Here is a 19,359-nt window from a genome sequence, read left to right on the forward strand (position 1 = left end):
CGTATCGACGCTCCGGGCCCTTCGCATGTGCGGGGGAGGGGGAGCGCCGGTACACAGAAAACCGCCGCCCCGACGGAGTCGGAAGCGGCGGTACGTTTCTGCAGGTGACGCCCGTACGGGGTCAGATGTCCTCGTGCTGCACCGCGCGGCGCGCGTCGGCGTCCAGCACGCCCCAACTGATGAGCTGCTCGGTCAGCACGGAGGGCGACTGGTCGTAGATCACCGCGAGGGTGCGCAGGTCGTCCTGGCGGATCGAGAGGACCTTGCCGTTGTAGTCACCGCGCTGGCTCTGGATCGTGGCGGCGTAGCGCTGCAGCGGGCCGGCCTTCTCGGCGGGGACGTGGGCCAGCCGCTCCAGGTCCAGGACCAGCTTCGGCGGCGGCTCGGCCGCTCCGCCCGGGGTCGTGCCCGGCAGGAGTTCCTGCACCGGGACACCGTAGAAGTCGGCCAGCTCGGCCAGGCGCTGCACGGTCACGGCACGGTCGCCGCGCTCGTACGAACCCACCACGACGGCCTTCCAGCGGCCCTGGGACTTCTCCTCGACACCGTGGAGAGAGAGGCCCTGCTGGGTGCGGATGGCGCGGAGCTTGGCCCCGAGCTGTTTGGCGTATTCGCTGGACATAAAGCTCCCCGGACGCTGTGTAGACGTGCGGCGCGGGCCGCGCGGCTGGTAACTCACTGTGAGGTTACGCAGCGTAATTTGGCTTCGTCAAGCCGAATGAGTCACACGGTGGCCCCGAAGGGGTGCGCTCGGACTCCGCCGTGGCTCCTGGTACCGTGAACGGCGTAACCCCGACGTCCTTTAAAGTCCGTCCTGTGAGGCGGAGAAGGAGGTCCGTTCGTCATGGACGCCCCCAGCTCCAACGCTGCGCGCCCGGTCCTCGAAGGGCCGGATATCACGCGCATGCTCACCCGCATCGCCCACGAGATCGTCGAACGCGCCAAGGGCGCCGACGACGTGGTGCTCCTCGGCATTCCCACCCGCGGGGTCTTCCTCGCCCGCCGGCTGGCCGCCAAGCTCGAAGAGATCACCGGCCGCGCGGTACCGGTCGGCTCGCTCGACATCACGATGTACCGCGACGACCTGCGCCTGGGCCCGGCGCGCGCCCTCGCGCGCACCGACATCCCCGGTGACGGCATCGAGGGCCGTGTGGTCCTCCTCGTCGACGACGTGCTCTTCTCCGGCCGGACCATCCGCGCCGCCCTCGACGCCCTCAACGACATCGGCCGGCCGCGCGCCGTGCAGCTCGCCGTCCTGGTCGACCGCGGCCACCGCGAACTGCCGATCCGTGCCGACTACGTGGGCAAGAACCTCCCCACGTCGCTGCGGGAGACGGTCAAGGTCCAGCTCACCGAGGAGGACGGCCGCGACGCCGTGCTGCTCGGCGTGAAGCAGACCGCCCCGGCCGGCGAGCAGTAGCGCCCTTCTGGACGGACCCGGTACGGCCGGGCCGCCAGTCATGCCTGCTCGACGGACATACCCGTACACCTCCCTCACTCACGGAGAAAACCGGATGAAGCGTCATCTCATCTCGGCCGCCGACCTCACCCGCGACGACGCCGTCCTGATCCTCGACACCGCCGAGGAGATGGCCCGGGTGGCGGACCGGCCGATCAAGAAGCTCCCCACCCTGCGCGGACGCACCGTCGTCAACCTCTTCTTCGAGGACTCCACGCGCACCCGCATCTCGTTCGAGGCGGCCGCCAAGCGGCTGTCGGCGGACGTCATCAACTTCTCCGCGAAGGGCTCGTCCGTCTCCAAGGGCGAGTCGCTGAAGGACACCGCGCTGACCCTGGAGGCGATGGGCGCGGACGCCGTCGTCATCCGGCACGGCGACTCCGGCGCCCCGCACCGCCTGGCCACCTCCGGCTGGATCGGCGGCTCGGTGGTCAACGCCGGCGACGGTACGCACGAGCACCCCACCCAGGCGCTGCTGGACGCCTTCACCATGCGCCGGCACCTGACCGACGGCGCGGGCCAGGACCTGTCCGGCCGCCACATCACCATCGTCGGCGACATCCTGCACAGCCGGGTCGCCCGCTCCAACGTCCACCTGCTGACCACCCTGGGCGCCGAGGTGACGCTGGTCGCGCCGCCCACGCTGGTGCCGGTCGGTGTCGAGCGGTGGCCGTGCGAGGTCAGCTACGACCTGGACGCGGTGCTGACCAAGTCGGACGCGGTGATGATGCTGCGCGTCCAGCGCGAGCGGATGAACGCCGCCTTCTTCCCCACCGAGCGGGAGTACGCCCGGCGCTACGGCCTGGACGGCGACCGGATGGGCCGGATGCCCGGCCACGCGATCGTGATGCACCCCGGCCCGATGAACCGCGGCATGGAGATCACCGCCGAGGTCGCCGACTCGCCGCGCTGCACCGCCGTCGAGCAGGTGGCCAACGGTGTCAGCATCCGGATGGCCGTCCTGTACCTGCTGCTGGGCGGCAACGAGCCCGCCGTCACCACCACCGCCCACCCGTCGCCCGCCACCACCCCGGACGGAGGCGCTGCGCGCCGCCCCTCCACCCGCACCGAGGAGAGCAAGTAATCATGAGCAAGACCCTGATCCGCGGGGCGAAGATCCTGGGTGGCGAGCCGCAGGACGTCCTGATCACCGATGGCGTGATCGCCGCCGTCGGCAACGAACTGGCCGGTACCGAGGACGCCACCGTCGTCGAGGCCGCGGGCCAGATCCTGCTGCCCGGCCTGGTGGACCTGCACACCCACCTGCGCGAGCCGGGCCGTGAGGACTCCGAGACGGTCCTGACCGGCACCAAGGCCGCAGCCGTCGGCGGGTTCACCGCCGTGCACGCCATGGCCAACACCTTCCCCGTCGCCGACACCGCGGGCGTCGTCGAGCAGGTCTGGCGCCTGGGCAAGGAGTCCGGCTACTGCGACGTGCAGCCGGTCGGCGCGGTGACCGTGGGCCTGGAGGGCAAGAAGCTCGCCGAGCTGGGTGCCATGCACGACTCCGCCGCGGGCGTGCGGGTCTTCTCCGACGACGGCAAGTGCGTGGACGACGCGGTGATCATGCGCCGCGCGCTGGAGTACGTGAAGGCGTTCGACGGCGTGATCGCCCAGCACGCCCAGGAGCCCCGGCTGACCGAGGGCGCCCAGATGAACGAGGGCATCGTCTCCGCCGAGCTGGGCCTGGCCGGCTGGCCCGCGGTGGCCGAGGAGTCGATCATCGCGCGGGACGTGCTGCTCGCCGCGCACGTCGGTTCGCGGGTGCACATCTGCCACCTGTCCACCGCCGGGTCCGTCGAGATCGTCCGCTGGGCCAAGTCCAAGGGCTGGAACGTCACCGCCGAGGTCACCCCGCACCACCTGCTGCTGACCGACGAGCTGGTCCGCTCCTACAACCCCGTCTACAAGGTGAACCCGCCGCTGCGTACCGAGGCCGACGTGCTCGCGCTGCGCGAGGCGCTGGCCGACGGCACCATCGACTGCGTCGCCACCGACCACGCCCCGCACCCGCACGAGGACAAGGACTGCGAGTGGGGCGCGGCCGCCATGGGCATGGTCGGCCTGGAGACGGCACTCTCCGTCGTCCAGCACACGATGGTCGACACCGGCCTGCTCGACTGGGCCGGCGTCGCCGACCGGATGTCCAGCCGCCCCGCCGAGATCGGCCGTCTCAAGGGCCACGGCCGCCCCGTCTCGCCTGGCGAGCCCGCCAACCTCACGCTGCTCGATCCGGCATACCGTGGACCCGTGGACCCCGCGGGCTTCGCCTCCCGCAGCCGCAACACGCCCTACGAGGGCCGTGAGCTGCCGGGTCGCGTGACCCACACCTTCCTGCGGGGCCGGGCAACGGTCGTGGACGGGAAACTGGCGTGACATCTTCAATCATCCAACTGGCAGCCGAGCAGAAGTCCGCCGAGGTCACCGACTGGGCGGCCCGGATCGGCTGGGTCGTCGGACTGCTCCTGTTCGTCGCGCTCCTGTACTGGCTGATGCGCGAGGGTTGGAAGTGGCGCGGCACCCTCCAGGGCGACCTGCCCGAGCTGCCCACGGCGCCCGAGGACGCCGGGGAGCCGCTGCTGACGATGACCGGCCGCTACCACGGGTCGACGACCGCCGGACAGTGGCTGGACCGCGTCGTCGCACGCGGCCTGGGCACCCGCAGCCGCGCCGAGCTGACCCTGACGGACGCCGGCCTGGACGTCGTACGGCCCGGTGCGCAGGACTTCTTCGTCCCGGCCGCCGCGCTGCGCGGCGCCCGCCTGGACAAGGGCATCGCCGGCAAGGTCCTGCCCGAGGGCGGCCTGCTGGTGATCACCTGGGCGCACGGCGACAAGGAACTCGACTCCGGCTTCCGGTCCGACCGGGCCGCCGAGCACACCGCATGGGTCACCGCTCTGACCGAGCTGACCGGCAAGAACAGCAAGACCACCGAAACGGAAGGCGCACGATGACGACCTCCAACCAGGGGAACGCCTCGCAGAGGAGGGCGGCGTCTCCCGCCATACTCGTCCTGGAGGACGGCCGCAGCTTCCGCGGCCGCGCCTACGGGGCCGTGGGGGAGACCTTCGGCGAGGCGGTGTTCTCCACCGGCATGACCGGCTACCAGGAGACCCTGACCGACCCCTCGTACCACCGCCAGGTCGTCGTCATGACCGCCCCGCACATCGGCAACACGGGCGTCAACGACGAGGACCCGGAGTCCGCCCGCATCTGGGTGTCCGGCTTCGTCGTACGCGACCCCGCCCGCACCCCGTCCAACTGGCGCTCGGCCCGCACCCTCGACGACGAGCTGGCCGCCCAGGGCGTCGTCGGCATCAGCGGCATCGACACCCGCGCCCTCACCCGCCACCTGCGCGAACGCGGCGCGATGCGGGTCGGCATCTTCTCGGGCCCGGCGCTCGACGGCCCGGCCGGCTCCGGCCTCGCCGACGAGGCGGCGCTGCTGGCCAAGGTGCAGTCGGCCCCGCAGATGAAGGGCGCCGACCTGTCCGCCGAGGTGGCCACCAAGGAGGCGTACGTCGTGCCCGCGCAGGGCACCAAGCGCTTCACCGTCGCCGCGGTCGACCTGGGCATCAAGGGCATGACCCCGTACCGCATGGCCGAGCGCGGCATCGAGGTGCACGTGCTGCCCGCCACGGCGAGCGCCGAGGACGTGTACGCCGTCAACCCCGACGGTGTGTTCTTCTCCAACGGCCCGGGCGACCCGGCCACCGCCGACCACCCGGTCTCCGTCATGCAGGCGGTCCTGGAGCGCGGCACGCCGCTGTTCGGCATCTGCTTCGGCAACCAGATCCTCGGGCGCGCGCTGGGCTTCGGCACGTACAAGCTGAAGTACGGGCACCGCGGCATCAACCAGCCGGTGCAGGACCGTACGACCGGCAAGGTCGAGGTCACCGCGCACAACCACGGCTTCGCCGTCGACGCGCCGCTCGACAAGGTCTCCGAGACCCCCTACGGGCGCGCCGAGGTCTCCCACGTCTGCCTGAACGACAACGTGGTGGAGGGGCTCCAGCTCCTCGACCGGCCGGCCTTCAGCGTCCAGTACCACCCCGAGGCCGCCGCGGGCCCGCACGACGCGGCCTACCTGTTCGACCGCTTCGTCCAGCTCATGGAGGGCCAGCGTGCCTAAGCGCACCGATATCCAGTCCGTCCTGGTCATCGGCTCCGGCCCGATCGTCATCGGCCAGGCAGCCGAGTTCGACTACTCCGGCACCCAGGCGTGCCGGGTCCTGAAGGCCGAGGGCCTGCGGGTCATCCTGGTCAACTCCAACCCGGCCACGATCATGACCGACCCGGAGATCGCCGACGCCACCTACGTCGAGCCGATCACCCCGGAATTCGTCGAGAAGATCATCGCCAAGGAGCGCCCGGACGCCCTGCTGCCCACCCTGGGCGGCCAGACCGCGCTGAACACCGCGATCTCGCTGCACGAGTCCGGCACCCTGGAGCAGTACGGCGTCGAGCTGATCGGCGCCAACGTCGAGGCGATCAACAAGGGCGAGGACCGCGACCTGTTCAAGGAGGTCGTGGAGGCCGTCCGCCGCAAGATCGGCCACGGCGAGTCCGCGCGCTCCTACATCTGCCACACCATGGACGACGTCCTGAAGGGCGTCGAGGAGCTGGGCGGCTACCCGGTCGTCGTCCGCCCCTCCTTCACCATGGGCGGCGCCGGCTCCGGCTTCGCCCACGACGAGGAGGAGCTGCGCCGCATCGCCGGCCAGGGCCTGGCCCTGTCGCCGACCACCGAGGTGCTCCTGGAGGAGTCCATCCTCGGCTGGAAGGAGTACGAGCTGGAGCTGATGCGCGACAAGAACGACAACGTCGTGGTCGTCTGCTCCATCGAGAACTTCGACCCGATGGGCGTGCACACCGGTGACTCCATCACCGTCGCCCCGGCGATGACGCTCACCGACCGCGAGTACCAGACCCTGCGGGACGTCGGCATCGCCGTGATCCGCGAGGTCGGTGTGGACACCGGCGGCTGCAACATCCAGTTCGCCGTCAACCCCGTCGACGGCCGGGTCATCGTCATCGAGATGAACCCGCGCGTCTCGCGCTCCTCGGCGCTCGCCTCCAAGGCCACCGGCTTCCCGATCGCGAAGATCGCCGCCCGGCTGGCCGTCGGCTACACGCTCGACGAGATCCCCAACGACATCACCGAGCAGACCCCGGCGTCCTTCGAGCCCACCCTCGACTACGTCGTCGTCAAGGTTCCGCGCTTCGCCTTCGAGAAGTTCCCGGCGGCGGACGCCCGGCTGACCACCACCATGAAGTCGGTCGGCGAGGCGATGGCCATCGGCCGCAACTTCACCGAGGCGCTGAACAAGGCGCTGCGCTCGCTGGAGAAGAAGGGCAGCCAGTTCGAGTTCACCGGCGACCCGGGCGACAAGGCCGAGCTGCTGGTGAAGGCCGAGATCCCCACGGACGGCCGGATCAACACCGTCATGCAGGCGATCCGGGCCGGCGCCACCCCCGAGGAGATCTTCGACGCCACGAAGATCGACCCGTGGTTCGTCGACCAGCTCTTCCTGATCAAGGAGACCGCCGACGAGATCGCGGCCGCCGACCAGCTCGGCCCCGAGGTCCTGGCGTACGCCAAGCGGCACGGCTTCTCCGACGCCCAGATCGCCGCGATCCGCGGTCTGACCGAGGACGTCGTCCGCGAGGTCCGGCACGCGCTCGGCGTCCGCCCCGTCTACAAGACGGTGGACACCTGCGCCGCCGAGTTCGCCGCGAAGACCCCGTACTTCTACTCGTCCTACGACGAGGAGAGCGAGGTCGCGCCCCGCGAGAAGCCCGCCGTGATCATCCTGGGCTCCGGCCCGAACCGCATCGGCCAGGGCATCGAGTTCGACTACTCCTGTGTGCACGCCTCCTTCGCGCTGAGCGACGCGGGCTACGAGACCGTCATGGTCAACTGCAACCCGGAGACCGTCTCCACCGACTACGACACCTCCGACCGGCTCTACTTCGAGCCGCTCACCCTGGAGGACGTCCTGGAGATCGTGCACGCCGAGCAGCAGGCGGGTCCGGTCGCCGGCGTCGTCGTCCAGCTCGGCGGCCAGACCCCGCTGGGCCTGGCGCAGGCGCTCAAGGACAACGGCGTACCGATCGTCGGCACCTCGCCGGAGGCCATCGACCTGGCCGAGGAGCGCGGCGCGTTCGGCCAGGTGCTGACCGACGCGGGCCTGCCCGCCCCCAAGTACGGCACCGCTTACTCCTTCGCCGAGGCCAAGGGCATCGCCGCCGAGATCGGCTACCCGGTCATGGTCCGGCCGTCCTACGTCCTCGGCGGCCGGGGCATGGAGATCGTCTACGACGAGCCGTCGCTGGGCGAGTACCTGGAGCGGCACGCCGGCCTCATCGACCAGCACCCGGTCCTCATCGACCGCTTCCTGGACGACGCCATCGAGATCGACGTGGACGCCCTCTACGACGGCCACGAGCTCTACCTCGGCGGCGTCATGGAGCACATCGAGGAAGCCGGCATCCACTCCGGCGACTCCGCCTGCGCCCTGCCGCCCATCACCCTCGGCGGCTACGACATCAAGCGGCTGCGGGCCTCTACCGAGGCCATCGCCAAGGGCGTCGGCGTCCGCGGCCTGATCAACATCCAGTTCGCGATGGCGGGCGACATCCTGTACGTGCTGGAGGCCAACCCGCGTGCCTCCCGTACGGTCCCCTTCACCTCGAAGGCGACCGCGGTACCGCTGGCCAAGGCCGCCGCCCGGATCTCGCTGGGCGCCACCGTCGCCGAGCTGCGCGCCGAGGGCATGCTGCCGAAGAGCGGCGACGGCGGCACCCTGCCGCTGGACTCGCCGATCTCCGTCAAGGAGGCCGTGATGCCCTGGTCGCGGTTCCGCGACGTCACGGGGCAGGGCGTGGACACCGTGCTGGGTCCGGAGATGCGCTCCACCGGCGAGGTCATGGGCATCGACTCGGTCTTCGGCACGGCGTACGCCAAGTCGCAGTCCGGTGCGTACGGCGCGCTGCCCACCAAGGGCCGCGCTTTCGTCTCCGTCGCCAACCGCGACAAGCGCGCGATGATCTTCCCGGCGCGGGAGCTGGTCGCGCACGGCTTCGAGCTGCTCGCCACCTCCGGCACCGCCGAGGTGCTGCGCCGCAACGGCATCAACGCCACCGTCGTGCGCAAGAAGAGCGAGGGCGAGGGCCCCAACGGCGAGAAGACCATCGTCCAGCTCATCCACGACGGCGAGGTCGATCTGATCGTCAACACGCCGTACGGCACCGGCGGCCGCCTGGACGGCTACGACATCCGCACCGCGGCCGTCGCCCGCGCCGTCCCGTGCCTGACCACGGTCCAGGCGCTGGCCGCCGCCGTCCAGGGCATCGAGGCGATGTCCCGCGGCGACGTGGGCGTGCGCTCCCTCCAGGAACACGCGCGGCAGCTCACCGCGGCCCGCGAGGAGTAGGGCCACCGGAGGGGGACACCACCGCGGTGTCCCCCTCTTCATGAGCCCCGTCTCCTTCGTCCCCTCGACCCGCGGAAGGCCCCGCCCGCTCGTGTACTCCCTCTTCTTCAAACTGATCTTCCAGCGCATGGACCCCGAGAAGGCCCACCACCTGGCCTTCCGCTGGATCCGGCTGGCCGCGCGCGTCCCGGTGCTGCGCACCTTCGCCGCGGCCGTCCTGGCCCCCCGCTACAAGGAGCTGCGCGTCGAGGCCCTGGGCCGCCGGATGCACGGCCCCTTCGGGCTGGCCGCCGGCTTCGACAAGAACGCCGTGGCCGTCGACGGCATGGCCATGCTGGGCTTCGACCATGTCGAGATCGGCACGGTCACCGCCGAGCCGCAGCCCGGTAACCCCAAGAAGCGCCTGTTCCGCCTCGTGCCGGACCGCGCGCTCATCAACCGCATGGGCTTCAACAACGACGGTTCGGCGGCCGTGGCGGCCCGTCTGGCGGCCCGCAACCCGGTCTTCCGTACGACGCTGGGCGTCAACATCGGCAAGACCAAGGTCGTCCCCGAGGAGGAGGCGATCGCCGACTACGTGACCTCCACGGAGCGGCTCGCCGGACACGCCGACTACCTGGTCGTCAACGTCTCCTCGCCGAACACCCCCGGCCTGCGCAACCTCCAAGCCGTCGACCACCTGCGTCCGCTGCTCAGCGCGGTCCGCGAGGCGGCCGACCGTACCGTCACCGGGCGGCGCGTCCCGCTGCTGGTCAAGATCGCGCCGGACCTCGCCGACGAGGACGTGGACGCGGTCGCCGACCTCGCCGTGGAACTGGGCCTGGACGGCATCATCGCCACCAACACCACCATCGCCCGCGAGAGCCTCGGCCTGGCCTCCGACCCGGCCCTGGTCCAGGAGACCGGCGGGCTGTCCGGCGCCCCGGTCAAGGCACGCTCCCTGGAGGTGCTGCGCCGCCTGTACGCCCGCGTCGGCGACCGCGTCACCCTGGTCGGCGTCGGCGGCATCGAGAACGCCGAGGACGCCTGGCAGCGCATCCTGGCCGGCGCCACCCTCGTACAGGGCTACAGCGCCTTCATCTACGAGGGCCCGTTCTACGCCCGCGCGATCCACAAGGGCCTGGCCGCCCGCCTGCGCAACAGCCCGTACGCCACCCTCGCCGACGCCGTCGGCGCCGAGCACAGGAAGGTGACCTCTCTGTGAGCCCCGTACCCTTCGGCGCCCGCCTGTGGGCCGCCATGGACGCCCGTGGCCCGCTGTGCGTCGGCATCGACCCGCACGCCTCGCTGCTGGCCGACTGGGGCCTGAGCGACGACGTGGCGGGCCTGGAGGCCTTCTCGCGGACCGTCGTCGAGGCGCTGGCCGACCGTGTCGCCGTCCTCAAGCCGCAGTCCGCCTTCTTCGAGCGGTTCGGCTCGCGCGGCATCGCCGTCCTGGAGGAGACCGTCGCGGCGGCCCGGCAGGCCGGTGCCCTCGTGCTGATGGACGCCAAGCGCGGCGACATCGGTTCCACCATGGCCGCGTATGCCGCCACCTACCTGGATCCGGCCTCCCCGCTGTTCTCCGACGCGGTCACGGTCAGCCCGTACCTGGGCTTCGGGTCGCTCGCCCCGGCCGTCGACCTGGCCCGGGAGAACGGCTGCGGCCTGTTCGCCCTCGCCCTGACCTCGAACCCCGAGGGCCAGGAGGTCCAGCACGCCGTACGGGCCGACGGACGCACCGTCGCCGCGACCGTGCTGGGCCACTTGAAGGCGGCGAACGCGGACGAGGCCGCCCGCGGGGAGCTGGGCTCGTACGGAGCCGTCGTCGGCGCCACGCTCGGCGACCTGTCCTCGTACGACCTGGCGACCGGCGGGCCGCTGCTCGCGCCCGGCATCGGTGCGCAGGGTGCGACCCCCGCTGACCTTCCGCGGGTCTTCGGGGACGCGGTCCGCAACGTCGTGCCGAGCGTCAGCCGGGGGGTGCTGCGGCACGGTCCGGACGTCGCGGCACTCCGCGCGGCCGCCCTCGGATGCGCCGACGAGGTGCGTGCCGCGGTCGACGAGGTGCGTACACCGGTCGAACGACAGGGACTTTAGTCCCGATATGTCCCGGTCAGCAGAGTCTGACCAGGACTTTTCGTCTGTTCTCGCTGACTCCGAGCGCCTTGGCCGCTAGTCTCCGACGAGAGCAGTGCACGTAAGCGCGTTGCTCGTTGCTCCGCAGATGCGGGGCGACTAGGTTCCACACCGGTCCTTATCCGACAGTTCGACATCCGAGGTGACGTAGGCGTGGCTCTTCCGCCCCTTACCCCTGAACAGCGCGCAGCCGCGCTCGAGAAGGCCGCCGCGGCTCGCCGGGAGCGCGCCGAGGTCAAGAATCGGCTCAAAAACTCCGGCGCTTCCCTTCATGACGTCATCAAGCAGGGCCAGGAGAACGACGTCATCGGCAAGATGAAGGTCTCCGCCCTCCTGGAGTCCATGCCCGGCGTGGGCAAGGTCCGCGCCAAGCAGATCATGGAGCGGCTCGGCATTTCCGAGAGCCGCCGGGTCCGCGGTCTGGGCACCAACCAGATCGCTGCCCTGGAGCGAGAGTTCGGCAGCAAGGCCGGCTGAGTTTTCTGGCACCGCCGGGGAACTGGAATAATCGCCGCATGGCTGCAACACCCCGGGGCTCATCCCCCGCATCCCCGGACTCCCGTCCGCGGCTGACCGTGCTCTCCGGCCCCTCCGGGGTCGGGAAGAGCACGGTCGTCGCCCATATGCGCAAGGTCCACCCCGAGGTCTGGCTCTCGGTGTCGGCCACCACCCGCAAGCCGCGCCCCGGGGAGCGGCACGGCGTCCAGTACTTCTTCGTGGACGACGAGGAATTCGACAAGCTCGTCGCCAACGGCGAACTGCTGGAGTGGGCCGAATTCGCGGGCAACCGCTACGGCACGCCGCGCAAGGCCGTCCAGGACCGTCTGGAGGCCGGCGAGCCCGTCCTGCTGGAGATCGACCTCCAGGGCGCGCGGCAGGTCCGCGAGTCCATGACGGAGGCCCAGCTCGTCTTCCTGGCCCCGCCGAGCTGGGAGGAACTGGTCCGCCGGCTCACCGGCCGGGGTACGGAGGCGCCCGAGGTCATCGAGCGCCGCCTGACGGCCGCCAAGGTCGAGCTCGCCGCCGAGACCGAGTTCGACGTCACCCTGGTCAACACCTCCGTCGAGGACGTCAGCCGTGAGCTGCTAGCCTTGATGAAGGTTCTTTGATCTTTACACCGATTCACACCCCCCTTCGGAAGGCAGAGAGTGTCCTCTTCCATCACCGCGCCCGAGGGCATCATCAACCCGCCGATTGATGAGCTGCTTGAGGCCACCGACTCGAAGTACAGCCTCGTGATCTACGCCGCCAAGCGCGCGCGTCAGATCAACGCGTACTACTCGCAGCTCGGTGAGGGTCTGCTGGAGTACGTCGGCCCGCTGGTCGACACCCACGTGCACGAGAAGCCCCTGTCCATCGCCCTCCGTGAGATCAACGCGGGCCTGCTGACCTCCGAGGCCGTCGAGGGCCCGGCTCAGTGAGCAGTGCGGCGTCGAGCGGTACGGCGTCCTGAGGATTCCGCCCCGATGCCTTCACCAAGGGCCCGGCAGCGCCGCTGCCGGGCCCTTGGTGTGTCATGGGACAGATGACCAACCGGGTCCGCACCCCGCGGGGACGGAACCCACGGCATGGGGAGAGAGTGCGATGGACAAGCCGACACAGCCGGCCACCGAGCCTTTGCGGGGAACCGGCGCGGCGGGCGGGAGCGGCCCGGACCGCCGCCCGAAGGTCGTCCTCGGAGTCAGCGGCGGCATCGCCGCGTACAAGGCGTGCGAGCTGCTGCGGCGGCTCACCGAGTCCGGGCACGACGTCCGGGTCGTGCCGACGGCGGCGTCGCTGCACTTCGTCGGCGAGGCCACCTGGGCCGCCCTCTCCGGCAACCCGGCCTCCACCGAGGTCTGGGAGTCGGTCCACGAGGTCCCGCACGTCCGCATCGGCCAGTCCGCCGACCTGGTCGTGGTGGCCCCGTGTACGGCCGACATGCTGGCCAAGGCCGCCCACGGCCTGGCGGACGACCTGCTCACCAACACCCTCCTCACCGCGCGCTGTCCGGTGATCTTCGTCCCGGCGATGCACACCGAGATGTGGGAGCACCCGGCCACCCAGGAGAACGTCGCCACGCTGCGCCGCCGCGGCGCCGTCGTCATCGAACCCGCCGTCGGCCGCCTGACCGGCGTCGACACCGGAAAGGGCCGCTTCCCCGACCCCGCCGAGATCTTCGAGACCTGCCGCCGGGTGCTGGCCCGCGGCCCGCAGGGGCTGGGGCGCGACCTCGCCGGCCGGCACGTCGTGATCAGCGCGGGCGGCACCCGCGAGCCCTTGGACCCGGTCCGCTTCCTGGGCAACCGTTCCTCCGGCAAGCAGGGGTACGCGCTCGCCCGCACCGCCGTGGCCCGCGGCGCCCGCGTCACCCTCGTCGCCGGCAACAGCGAGCTGCCCGACCCGGCCGGGGTCGACGTCGTGCACATCGGTACGGCCGTCCAGTTGCGCGAGGCCGTGCTGAAGGCCGCCGCGGACGCCGACGCGGTGGTCATGGCGGCAGCCGTGGCCGACTTCCGTCCCGCCGCGTACGCCACCGGCAAGATCAAGAAGAAGGACGGCCAGGAGCCCGAGCCGGTGGCCCTGGTCCGTAATCCGGACATCCTCGCCGAGATCTCCGCGGACCGCCCCCGCCCCGGCCAGGTGATCGTCGGGTTCGCCGCCGAGACCGACGACGTCCTCGCCAACGGCCGCGCCAAACTCACCCGAAAGGGGTGCGACCTGCTGGTCGTCAACGAGGTCGGCGACCACAAGGCGTTCGGGTCGGCCGCGAACGAGGCGGTGATCCTGGCCGCCGACGGCGCCGAGACCCCCGTACCGTACGGCCCGAAGGAAGCCCTCTCGGACCGGATCTGGGACCTCGTGGTCCCCCGCCTGACCGCCCCGTAGCCCCCTCCCACCCCGCTCACCACATGATCGGAAGCCGACCCCGGGCCCTTTGCCGGAACGAGATCTTCCCCTCTCCGGCAAGGTGTCCCAGGTCACGGTGGGTCCAGAAATCGAGACTACGTGCCCGAACGCGGCTCATGACCGATAAACTGGCCCCGGATCGCGCCGAGCGCAGCTCTCGGCCTTTCCGCCAATGATCAGCCAGCAGCCGCTGCAACCCCAGGGAGCGATGTGTCCCGCCGCCTGTTCACCTCGGAGTCCGTCACCGAGGGTCACCCCGACAAGATCGCTGACCAGATCAGCGACACCATTCTCGACGCCCTCCTGAAGGAGGACCCGACCTCCCGGGTCGCCGTCGAGACGTTGATCACCACCGGCCTGGTCCACGTGGCCGGCGAGGTGACGACGAAGGCGTACGCCGACATCCCCAACCTCGTGCGCAACAAGGTTCTGGAGATCGGCTACGACTCGTCGAAGAAGGGCTTCGACGGCGCCTCCTGCGGCGTCTCCGTCTCGATCGGCGCACAGTCCCCCGACATCGCCCAGGGTGTCGACACCGCTTACGAGAAGCGTGTCGAGGGTGACGAGGACGAGCTGGACAAGCAGGGCGCGGGCGACCAGGGCCTGATGTTCGGCTACGCCTGCGACGAGACCCCGGAGCTGATGCCGCTCCCGATCAACCTCGCGCACCGCCTCTCCCGGCGCCTGTCCGAGGTCCGCAAGAACGGGACCATCCCGTACCTGCGCCCCGACGGCAAGACCCAGGTCACCATCGAGTACGACGGCCACAAGGCCGTCCGCCTCGACACGGTCGTCGTCTCCTCCCAGCACGCCTCGGACATCGACCTCGACTCGCTGCTCGCCCCCGACATCCGCGAGTTCGTCGTCGAGCACGTCCTCAACCAGCTCGTCGAGGACGGCATCAAGCTGGACACCGACGGCTACCGCCTGCTGGTCAACCCCACCGGCCGCTTCGAGATCGGCGGCCCGATGGGCGACGCCGGCCTCACCGGCCGCAAGATCATCATCGACACGTACGGCGGCATGTCCCGCCACGGCGGCGGCGCCTTCTCCGGCAAGGACCCGTCCAAGGTCGACCGCTCCGCCGCCTACGCCATGCGCTGGGTCGCCAAGAACGTCGTAGCGGCCGGGCTGGCCGCCCGCTGCGAGGTCCAGGTCGCCTACGCCATCGGCAAGGCCGAGCCGGTGGGCCTGTTCGTCGAGACCTTCGGCACCGCCACCGTCGACGTCGACAAGATCGAGAACGCCATCGCCGAGGTCTTCGACCTCCGCCCGGCCGCCATCATCCGCGACCTCGACCTCCTCCGGCCCATCTACGCCCAGACCGCCGCCTACGGCCACTTCGGCCGCGAACTGGACGAGTTCACCTGGGAGCGGACGGACCGGGTGGAGGCGCTCAAGAAGGCTGCGGGGCTGTAGTCCTGCGTTGCGCTTGAAGGCCCCGGCCCCGGCCCGCTTCGGCGGGCCGGGGCCGGGGCCTTCGCGTGCACGACGCGCGAGCGCGTCCACCTCACCTCCACTCCGGGGGCGTCACCCGTCCTCGGACGTCCCGTAACCGGCTCCGCCTGCTTCGCCCGGCGCCTCCTCGACGGAGTCTTCGGCGCATTCGTCTCCTGCGGTCCCGGGGGAGTCGAACCGCCGGCGGATGGCCGACGCCGCTTCCTCGCACCCCTCGGCGGCCAGGCAGTCCGCGATCCGACGGGCGAACAGAGCCCTTACGTACTCGTCACGGGCCAGCCCTGCGTCATCCATGAACGACCCCAGCACCGTGGGGACGTCCGGCTCCTCCGGTCCCCGCTCACCGTCCCGGAACGGCTGCCTGTCCGGGGCGGTGAACGACGAGAAGTACGCGCCGTGCGGTGCGGTGCTGCCGTTCACCGACTCTCCGTTCACCGGCTCTCCGGGCGCGTCGGGGCGCGCGACCAGGTGCCGGAACAGCTCCGGCACCTCCTGGTTGTTGGCGGCAGAGGACAGCTGCGCCAACGGACCTATGAGGTCCACGGTCTTCTCGATCCGGTCGTCGTGCTTGGCCATCCACCAGACCACGGCACTGCCGGTGTCTTTCAGCACCTCGTTGCCCAGATACGTGCGCTTGCTGCGTTCGTAGTTGCGTTCGTGCTCCCAGACGTCCTCGTCCTTACGGACCGTCGAGAGCTTGGTGAGACGTTCGCGGTCCGCGTCGGACAGCTGGAGCGTGACGTTCTCGGCCATGGCCTCGACCCGGTCCGTCACGTCGGGCTCCATGGTGCCCAGCGCCCCGTCGAGCTGGTGTTGGGCCAACGTGCTGTGGTGCGGATTCTGCCGCGCGGTGACGGCCCGCGCCCGGGCGAGGACGGCGTCGACCGCCAGCCCGCCCGCGTTCACGCGAGGGGCGTCCACCGTGGCGTTCAGCGGGCGCCAGCGGATCGTGGCGGAGAACAGGAAGTCGTAGTCCGGCACGGAGCTGGGGAGCGCCACCCCCGCCACCGTGCGTTCCCAGCGTTCGACCGGCGGGACCGGTAGGTCCGGGTGGGCGGGGTACTCCCACGTACCGGGTGCCGGACGCCGGGAATCGAGCCAGAAGGCCAAAGCCGAGCTGAAGATCAGCACGGCTGCCGCCGTCGGCCAGGCCCAGACGGGCCACTGCAGGCTCAGACCGGCGATGACCAGGAGCAAAGCACAGATAACGGTGATGAATACCGTGGCGGTTTTCTGGCCAGAACTCATGACGATCTCCGGGAGCGGGTCACAGGATGGGAACAGGCGGCTCGATACCGTGCGCGGCGTCGATCCGGCACTCAAGCGCCGCGAACAGCGTCCGGCGCTCCACCGCCTCGGCGGGCACGGCCGGAACCCAGTCGCGGGCGACGGTGTGCAGGCGGGCGAGGACGCCCGGAGCCCGGGCGGCGGCGTCCACCACGACATCGAGCAGTGATTCCAGGTGCGGCCCGGTGGCCAGCGCCGCCGTCAGCCAGTCCGCCAGAGGCTCGCGCCACTCCTCGTACGGACGATGGCGCAGCACGGCGGCCCAGCCGGCAGTCAACCGCTCCCGGACCGCCGTACTGCGGAACAGACCGCGGGTGCGGACAGCCACCGCAGCCATGGCCAGCAGGAGCGCCGCGTCGGTCGGCCACCTTTCCGGCTGCAGCCGGCCGAGCAGCATCCGGAAGAGCCGGCCGCCCTTGCGCGCGAGGCCGAGCAGCGCTTCGAACGCCTGGTCGTCGCCGGAGCCGGACGCCCGCGCCAGGTGATGCAGCCGTACCAACGCCTGGTCCGGGTGCCGCACGGCCATGACCTGGGAACAGACCACGACGAGCGCTTGGCGCAGGTCCCTGGGCAGGCCCGCCACGAGAGACCACTCGTAGATCCGCTGGCGGAACGCGCGGCCGAAGCCGTCGTGATTCAGGCCCTCCGTCAGCGCTTGGGAGATGTCGGCGAGCAGCCGTCCGGCGTGGCGCCCGGCCCACTGCTCGGCCAGCCACCACAGATCCTGGGGACGCCCACTGGCCAGACACTGTTCCGCGAACCAGCCGATCAGCTCCTTTCGGGTCTCCTGGGGCAGATCGTGCCAGGTGACACAGTCACGTACCCAGTCGCGGAACTGCTGGCGAAGGTCCGAGAAGTACGTCCAGAAGTGGGCGCGGATCGCCGCGTCGTATCCCAGGACGCGGAACCGGACACCGCCGTCCTTGCCCGTACCGGCTTCGACGGCCTTGAACTCGGCCGCGAGGTCGGTGTGGTCGAGGCGGGGGCGGTCGTCACCGGGATGGCCGAGGATGTCCTGCAGGGTGTTGGCCGCCCGCAGCACGATGGCGGGGTCGCGACCGTGGAACATCGCCAGGGACAGGGCGAGGGCGCGTTGGCGGCCGGTGAGTTGGGCCATGAAGTCGGCGACCCGGGGCTTGCGGCTGTCGGCCCGCTCGGCCATCGCCCGGTCGCACCAGCGGCGGAAATCGCCGGCCGCGCCATCCGCGTCCCGGGCGCGGCGGATCTGACCGGCGAGTTTGGCGAGGTCCTCCATCGTGGCATCTGCCGTGTACTGGGTCAGCTGCGGGGTGGCGAGGTCGGCGGGGTCCGGGCGGATGCCGTCCTGGCGGAGGTACCGCATCAGCAGCCTGCCGCCGTCCGGGCGTTCGATCTCGGTCGTGAGCCAGTGCAGGTCCTGGCGTTGCAGGTGGTCGGATTGCTGGGGCAGGACAACGACGAGCCGTGCCGAGCGGGTCGCGACCACGGACCGGAAGTCGGAGAGCTCGGCCTGTACGGTGTTGTAACGCTCGGCGTCGCTGCTCGACAGATCCAGCAGCATCCGGTCGTGCTCGCCGATCAGCGCGGTGTCGAGAGCCCGGTCCGTGGTGTCGTCCTGGGTGTCGGGAAGCTCGTGGAAGTTGCCCGCACCGTCGGAGAGTTCGTGCAGCAGTATCAGCGCGGCGGCCCGCCGGCCGCTGCCGGGCTGCCCGGCTATCAGGACGGTGCCGTGGTCGTGCAACAGGCTCCGCGCCCGGCGGAAACCAGACGGATAGACGAATCGTTGGTAGAGCCAGCGGCGGTCGTCCTCCGCGATGGCGAGGGACGTCCGCACCCTTGTGGCCAGGCGTGAAACGGCTTCGTGAACGTAGAAGTTGTACTGGGGGCCGTCCCCGGAGTTCAGCGGGGCGTGTGCCTGGTGGACATAGGAGCCGAAATGGCCTGCGACGCGCTCGGTCATCGCTCGCCGTCCCGGCGGCGGGGAGACGAACCGAACCGGTGGCTGATCGGTACATGGGCGTAGTCGCCGGAAACCTGCGTCGTCCCATCGCCGTTGATCTTTGTTCCGCCGGTCCCGAGCTGGTCGCCGGACCCCGTGTGCATCGGCGCGTTGGACTCGTTGACGAAGGTGCCGACGGTGCCCCGCAGGTTTCCGATGCCGCCACGCTGTCCCTCGTTGCGCACCGATGGGACGGGCTCGTGGGGCGATTCCTGGCAAGCGCGGTCCGTGGAAGGCGCTGCCGTGTCCAGTGGCGCCAGCTCGGGCACCTGCGCGACGAGCCGGTCACCGAGCCGCGAGATCTCCCTCTCACCGCCGTCCCGCAGCCACAGCCGCTCGTACTGGCACTCCGCGAGCTCGGCGAGAGAGGGCGGCAGTGACTTGGGGGCGAGTTGTTCCACACGCCGGCCCAGCAGCAGCGGAACGACCAGGACCCCGCAGGTGAGTGCCTCCTCGATCTCACGGCGTACCCAGTCGTCCTCGTTGTCCAGCGCCCGCCGGTCCGGATGTTGCCGGTCGGGGGCGTCCAGCCAGCGTTCGCCTATGAGAGCGAGGAGGACGCAGCTGCGCCGGACGGCGTTAACGATGTCACGTTCGTAGCGCGCGCCGAGAGGGATCGACGCCCCGGCGAGGAAGGTGCTGTCCTTCCCGAAGCGGTCGGACAGCGCCTCCTTGAGCCGTTGCGCGGTGTCCTTGCCGTCGCCGGTGCGGTAGTTGATGAAGATTTCGGGCAT

Annotated in this window: 17 protein-coding genes; 13 read left to right on the forward strand and 4 right to left on the reverse strand. The window is 70.7% G+C overall.

What is annotated here, in order from left to right:
• Positions 1 to 121 precede the first annotated feature (121 nt).
• On the reverse strand, positions 122 to 622 hold the full coding sequence (gene bldD, locus EJG53_RS34200) for a transcriptional regulator BldD (protein ID WP_003982726.1): 501 nt from the start codon (positions 620 to 622) through the stop codon (positions 122 to 124).
• A gap of 222 nt (positions 623 to 844) precedes the next feature.
• Between bldD and pyrR the strand changes: the two genes are divergently transcribed.
• The 13 genes from pyrR (at position 845) to metK (ending at position 15,321) form a co-directional block, all read left to right on the forward strand.
• Positions 845 to 1,420 carry a bifunctional pyr operon transcriptional regulator/uracil phosphoribosyltransferase PyrR gene (gene pyrR, locus EJG53_RS34205; protein ID WP_030999392.1) on the forward strand — a complete coding sequence of 192 codons (576 nt, stop codon included), beginning with the start codon at positions 845 to 847 and terminating at the stop codon, positions 1,418 to 1,420.
• Between the two features lie 94 nt (positions 1,421 to 1,514).
• Positions 1,515 to 2,543, forward strand: coding sequence for an aspartate carbamoyltransferase catalytic subunit (locus EJG53_RS34210; RefSeq protein WP_125048147.1), 1,029 nt, complete (start codon positions 1,515 to 1,517; stop codon positions 2,541 to 2,543).
• Positions 2,544 to 2,545: 2 nt separating this feature from the next.
• A complete protein-coding gene (locus EJG53_RS34215) occupies positions 2,546 to 3,835 on the forward strand; it encodes a dihydroorotase (RefSeq protein ID WP_125048148.1) in 1,290 nt (429 codons plus the stop codon).
• On the forward strand, positions 3,832 to 4,413 hold the full coding sequence (locus tag EJG53_RS34220) for a PH-like domain-containing protein (protein ID WP_030999388.1): 582 nt from the start codon (positions 3,832 to 3,834) through the stop codon (positions 4,411 to 4,413). The genes EJG53_RS34215 and EJG53_RS34220 overlap by 4 nt, the downstream gene beginning before the upstream one ends.
• Positions 4,410 to 5,591, forward strand: coding sequence for a glutamine-hydrolyzing carbamoyl-phosphate synthase small subunit (gene carA / locus EJG53_RS34225; RefSeq protein ID WP_125048149.1), 1,182 nt, complete (start codon positions 4,410 to 4,412; stop codon positions 5,589 to 5,591). Before EJG53_RS34220 ends, carA begins: the two co-directional genes overlap by 4 nt.
• Positions 5,584 to 8,895, forward strand: a complete 3,312-nt coding sequence (gene carB, locus EJG53_RS34230; protein WP_125048150.1) for a carbamoyl-phosphate synthase large subunit — start codon at positions 5,584 to 5,586, stop codon at positions 8,893 to 8,895. The genes carA and carB overlap by 8 nt, the downstream gene beginning before the upstream one ends.
• A gap of 91 nt (positions 8,896 to 8,986) precedes the next feature.
• Positions 8,987 to 10,099, forward strand: coding sequence for a quinone-dependent dihydroorotate dehydrogenase (locus EJG53_RS34235; protein ID WP_125049782.1), 1,113 nt, complete (start codon positions 8,987 to 8,989; stop codon positions 10,097 to 10,099).
• A complete protein-coding gene (gene pyrF / locus EJG53_RS34240; RefSeq protein WP_125048151.1) occupies positions 10,096 to 10,974 on the forward strand; it encodes an orotidine-5'-phosphate decarboxylase in 879 nt (292 codons plus the stop codon). The genes EJG53_RS34235 and pyrF overlap by 4 nt, the downstream gene beginning before the upstream one ends.
• Before the next feature lie 192 nt (positions 10,975 to 11,166).
• Positions 11,167 to 11,490, forward strand: a complete 324-nt coding sequence (locus EJG53_RS34245; protein WP_030999380.1) for an integration host factor — start codon at positions 11,167 to 11,169, stop codon at positions 11,488 to 11,490.
• Between the two features lie 38 nt (positions 11,491 to 11,528).
• A complete protein-coding gene (gene gmk, locus EJG53_RS34250) occupies positions 11,529 to 12,122 on the forward strand; it encodes a guanylate kinase (RefSeq protein WP_125048152.1) in 594 nt (197 codons plus the stop codon).
• 39 nt (positions 12,123 to 12,161) lie between these two features.
• The gene (rpoZ, locus tag EJG53_RS34255) at positions 12,162 to 12,434 is read left to right on the forward strand and encodes a DNA-directed RNA polymerase subunit omega (RefSeq protein ID WP_003982715.1); all 273 of its coding nucleotides are present in this window, start codon (positions 12,162 to 12,164) and stop codon (positions 12,432 to 12,434) included.
• A gap of 163 nt (positions 12,435 to 12,597) precedes the next feature.
• Entirely contained in the window at positions 12,598 to 13,881 is a 1,284-nt protein-coding gene (gene coaBC, locus EJG53_RS34260; RefSeq protein WP_244955455.1) for a bifunctional phosphopantothenoylcysteine decarboxylase/phosphopantothenate--cysteine ligase CoaBC, read from the forward strand.
• A 231-nt stretch (positions 13,882 to 14,112) separates the two neighbouring features.
• The gene (gene metK, locus EJG53_RS34265; RefSeq protein ID WP_125048153.1) at positions 14,113 to 15,321 is read left to right on the forward strand and encodes a methionine adenosyltransferase; all 1,209 of its coding nucleotides are present in this window, start codon (positions 14,113 to 14,115) and stop codon (positions 15,319 to 15,321) included.
• A gap of 111 nt (positions 15,322 to 15,432) precedes the next feature.
• On the opposite strand, the gene EJG53_RS34270 is transcribed toward metK, so the two are convergent.
• From EJG53_RS34270 to EJG53_RS34280, 3 genes are read right to left on the reverse strand one after another with little or no spacing between them, the layout of a single operon-like run.
• Positions 15,433 to 16,608 (reverse strand): hypothetical protein, encoded by a 1,176-nt coding sequence (locus tag EJG53_RS34270; protein WP_125048154.1) that lies wholly within the window; start codon positions 16,606 to 16,608, stop codon positions 15,433 to 15,435.
• Between the two features lie 19 nt (positions 16,609 to 16,627).
• On the reverse strand, positions 16,628 to 18,586 hold the full coding sequence (locus tag EJG53_RS34275) for an ABC transporter substrate-binding protein (protein WP_125048155.1): 1,959 nt from the start codon (positions 18,584 to 18,586) through the stop codon (positions 16,628 to 16,630).
• Positions 18,583 to 19,359, reverse strand: coding sequence for a toll/interleukin-1 receptor domain-containing protein (locus EJG53_RS34280; protein ID WP_125048156.1), 777 nt, complete (start codon positions 19,357 to 19,359; stop codon positions 18,583 to 18,585). The genes EJG53_RS34275 and EJG53_RS34280 overlap by 4 nt, the downstream gene beginning before the upstream one ends.

The sequence above is a fragment of the Streptomyces chrestomyceticus JCM 4735 genome (genome assembly GCF_003865135.1).
GTDB classification, from domain to species: domain Bacteria; phylum Actinomycetota; class Actinomycetes; order Streptomycetales; family Streptomycetaceae; genus Streptomyces; species Streptomyces chrestomyceticus.

What these genes read in the sequence shown, in the direction of transcription:
- bldD (WP_003982726.1), bottom strand. Translation starts at nt 622, where the DNA reads ATGTCCAGCGAATACGCCAAACAGCTCGGGGCCAAGCTCCGCGCCATC.
- pyrR (WP_030999392.1), top strand. Translation starts at nt 845, where the DNA reads ATGGACGCCCCCAGCTCCAACGCTGCGCGCCCGGTCCTCGAAGGGCCG.
- EJG53_RS34210 (WP_125048147.1), top strand. Translation starts at nt 1,515, where the DNA reads ATGAAGCGTCATCTCATCTCGGCCGCCGACCTCACCCGCGACGACGCC.
- EJG53_RS34215 (WP_125048148.1), top strand. Translation starts at nt 2,546, where the DNA reads ATGAGCAAGACCCTGATCCGCGGGGCGAAGATCCTGGGTGGCGAGCCG.
- carA (WP_125048149.1), top strand. Translation starts at nt 4,410, where the DNA reads ATGACGACCTCCAACCAGGGGAACGCCTCGCAGAGGAGGGCGGCGTCT.
- gmk (WP_125048152.1), top strand. Translation starts at nt 11,529, where the DNA reads ATGGCTGCAACACCCCGGGGCTCATCCCCCGCATCCCCGGACTCCCGT.
- coaBC (WP_244955455.1), top strand. Translation starts at nt 12,598, where the DNA reads ATGGACAAGCCGACACAGCCGGCCACCGAGCCTTTGCGGGGAACCGGC.
- EJG53_RS34270 (WP_125048154.1), bottom strand. Translation starts at nt 16,608, where the DNA reads ATGAGTTCTGGCCAGAAAACCGCCACGGTATTCATCACCGTTATCTGT.
- EJG53_RS34275 (WP_125048155.1), bottom strand. Translation starts at nt 18,586, where the DNA reads ATGACCGAGCGCGTCGCAGGCCATTTCGGCTCCTATGTCCACCAGGCA.
- EJG53_RS34280 (WP_125048156.1), bottom strand. Translation starts at nt 19,359, where the DNA reads ATGCCCGAAATCTTCATCAACTACCGCACCGGCGACGGCAAGGACACC.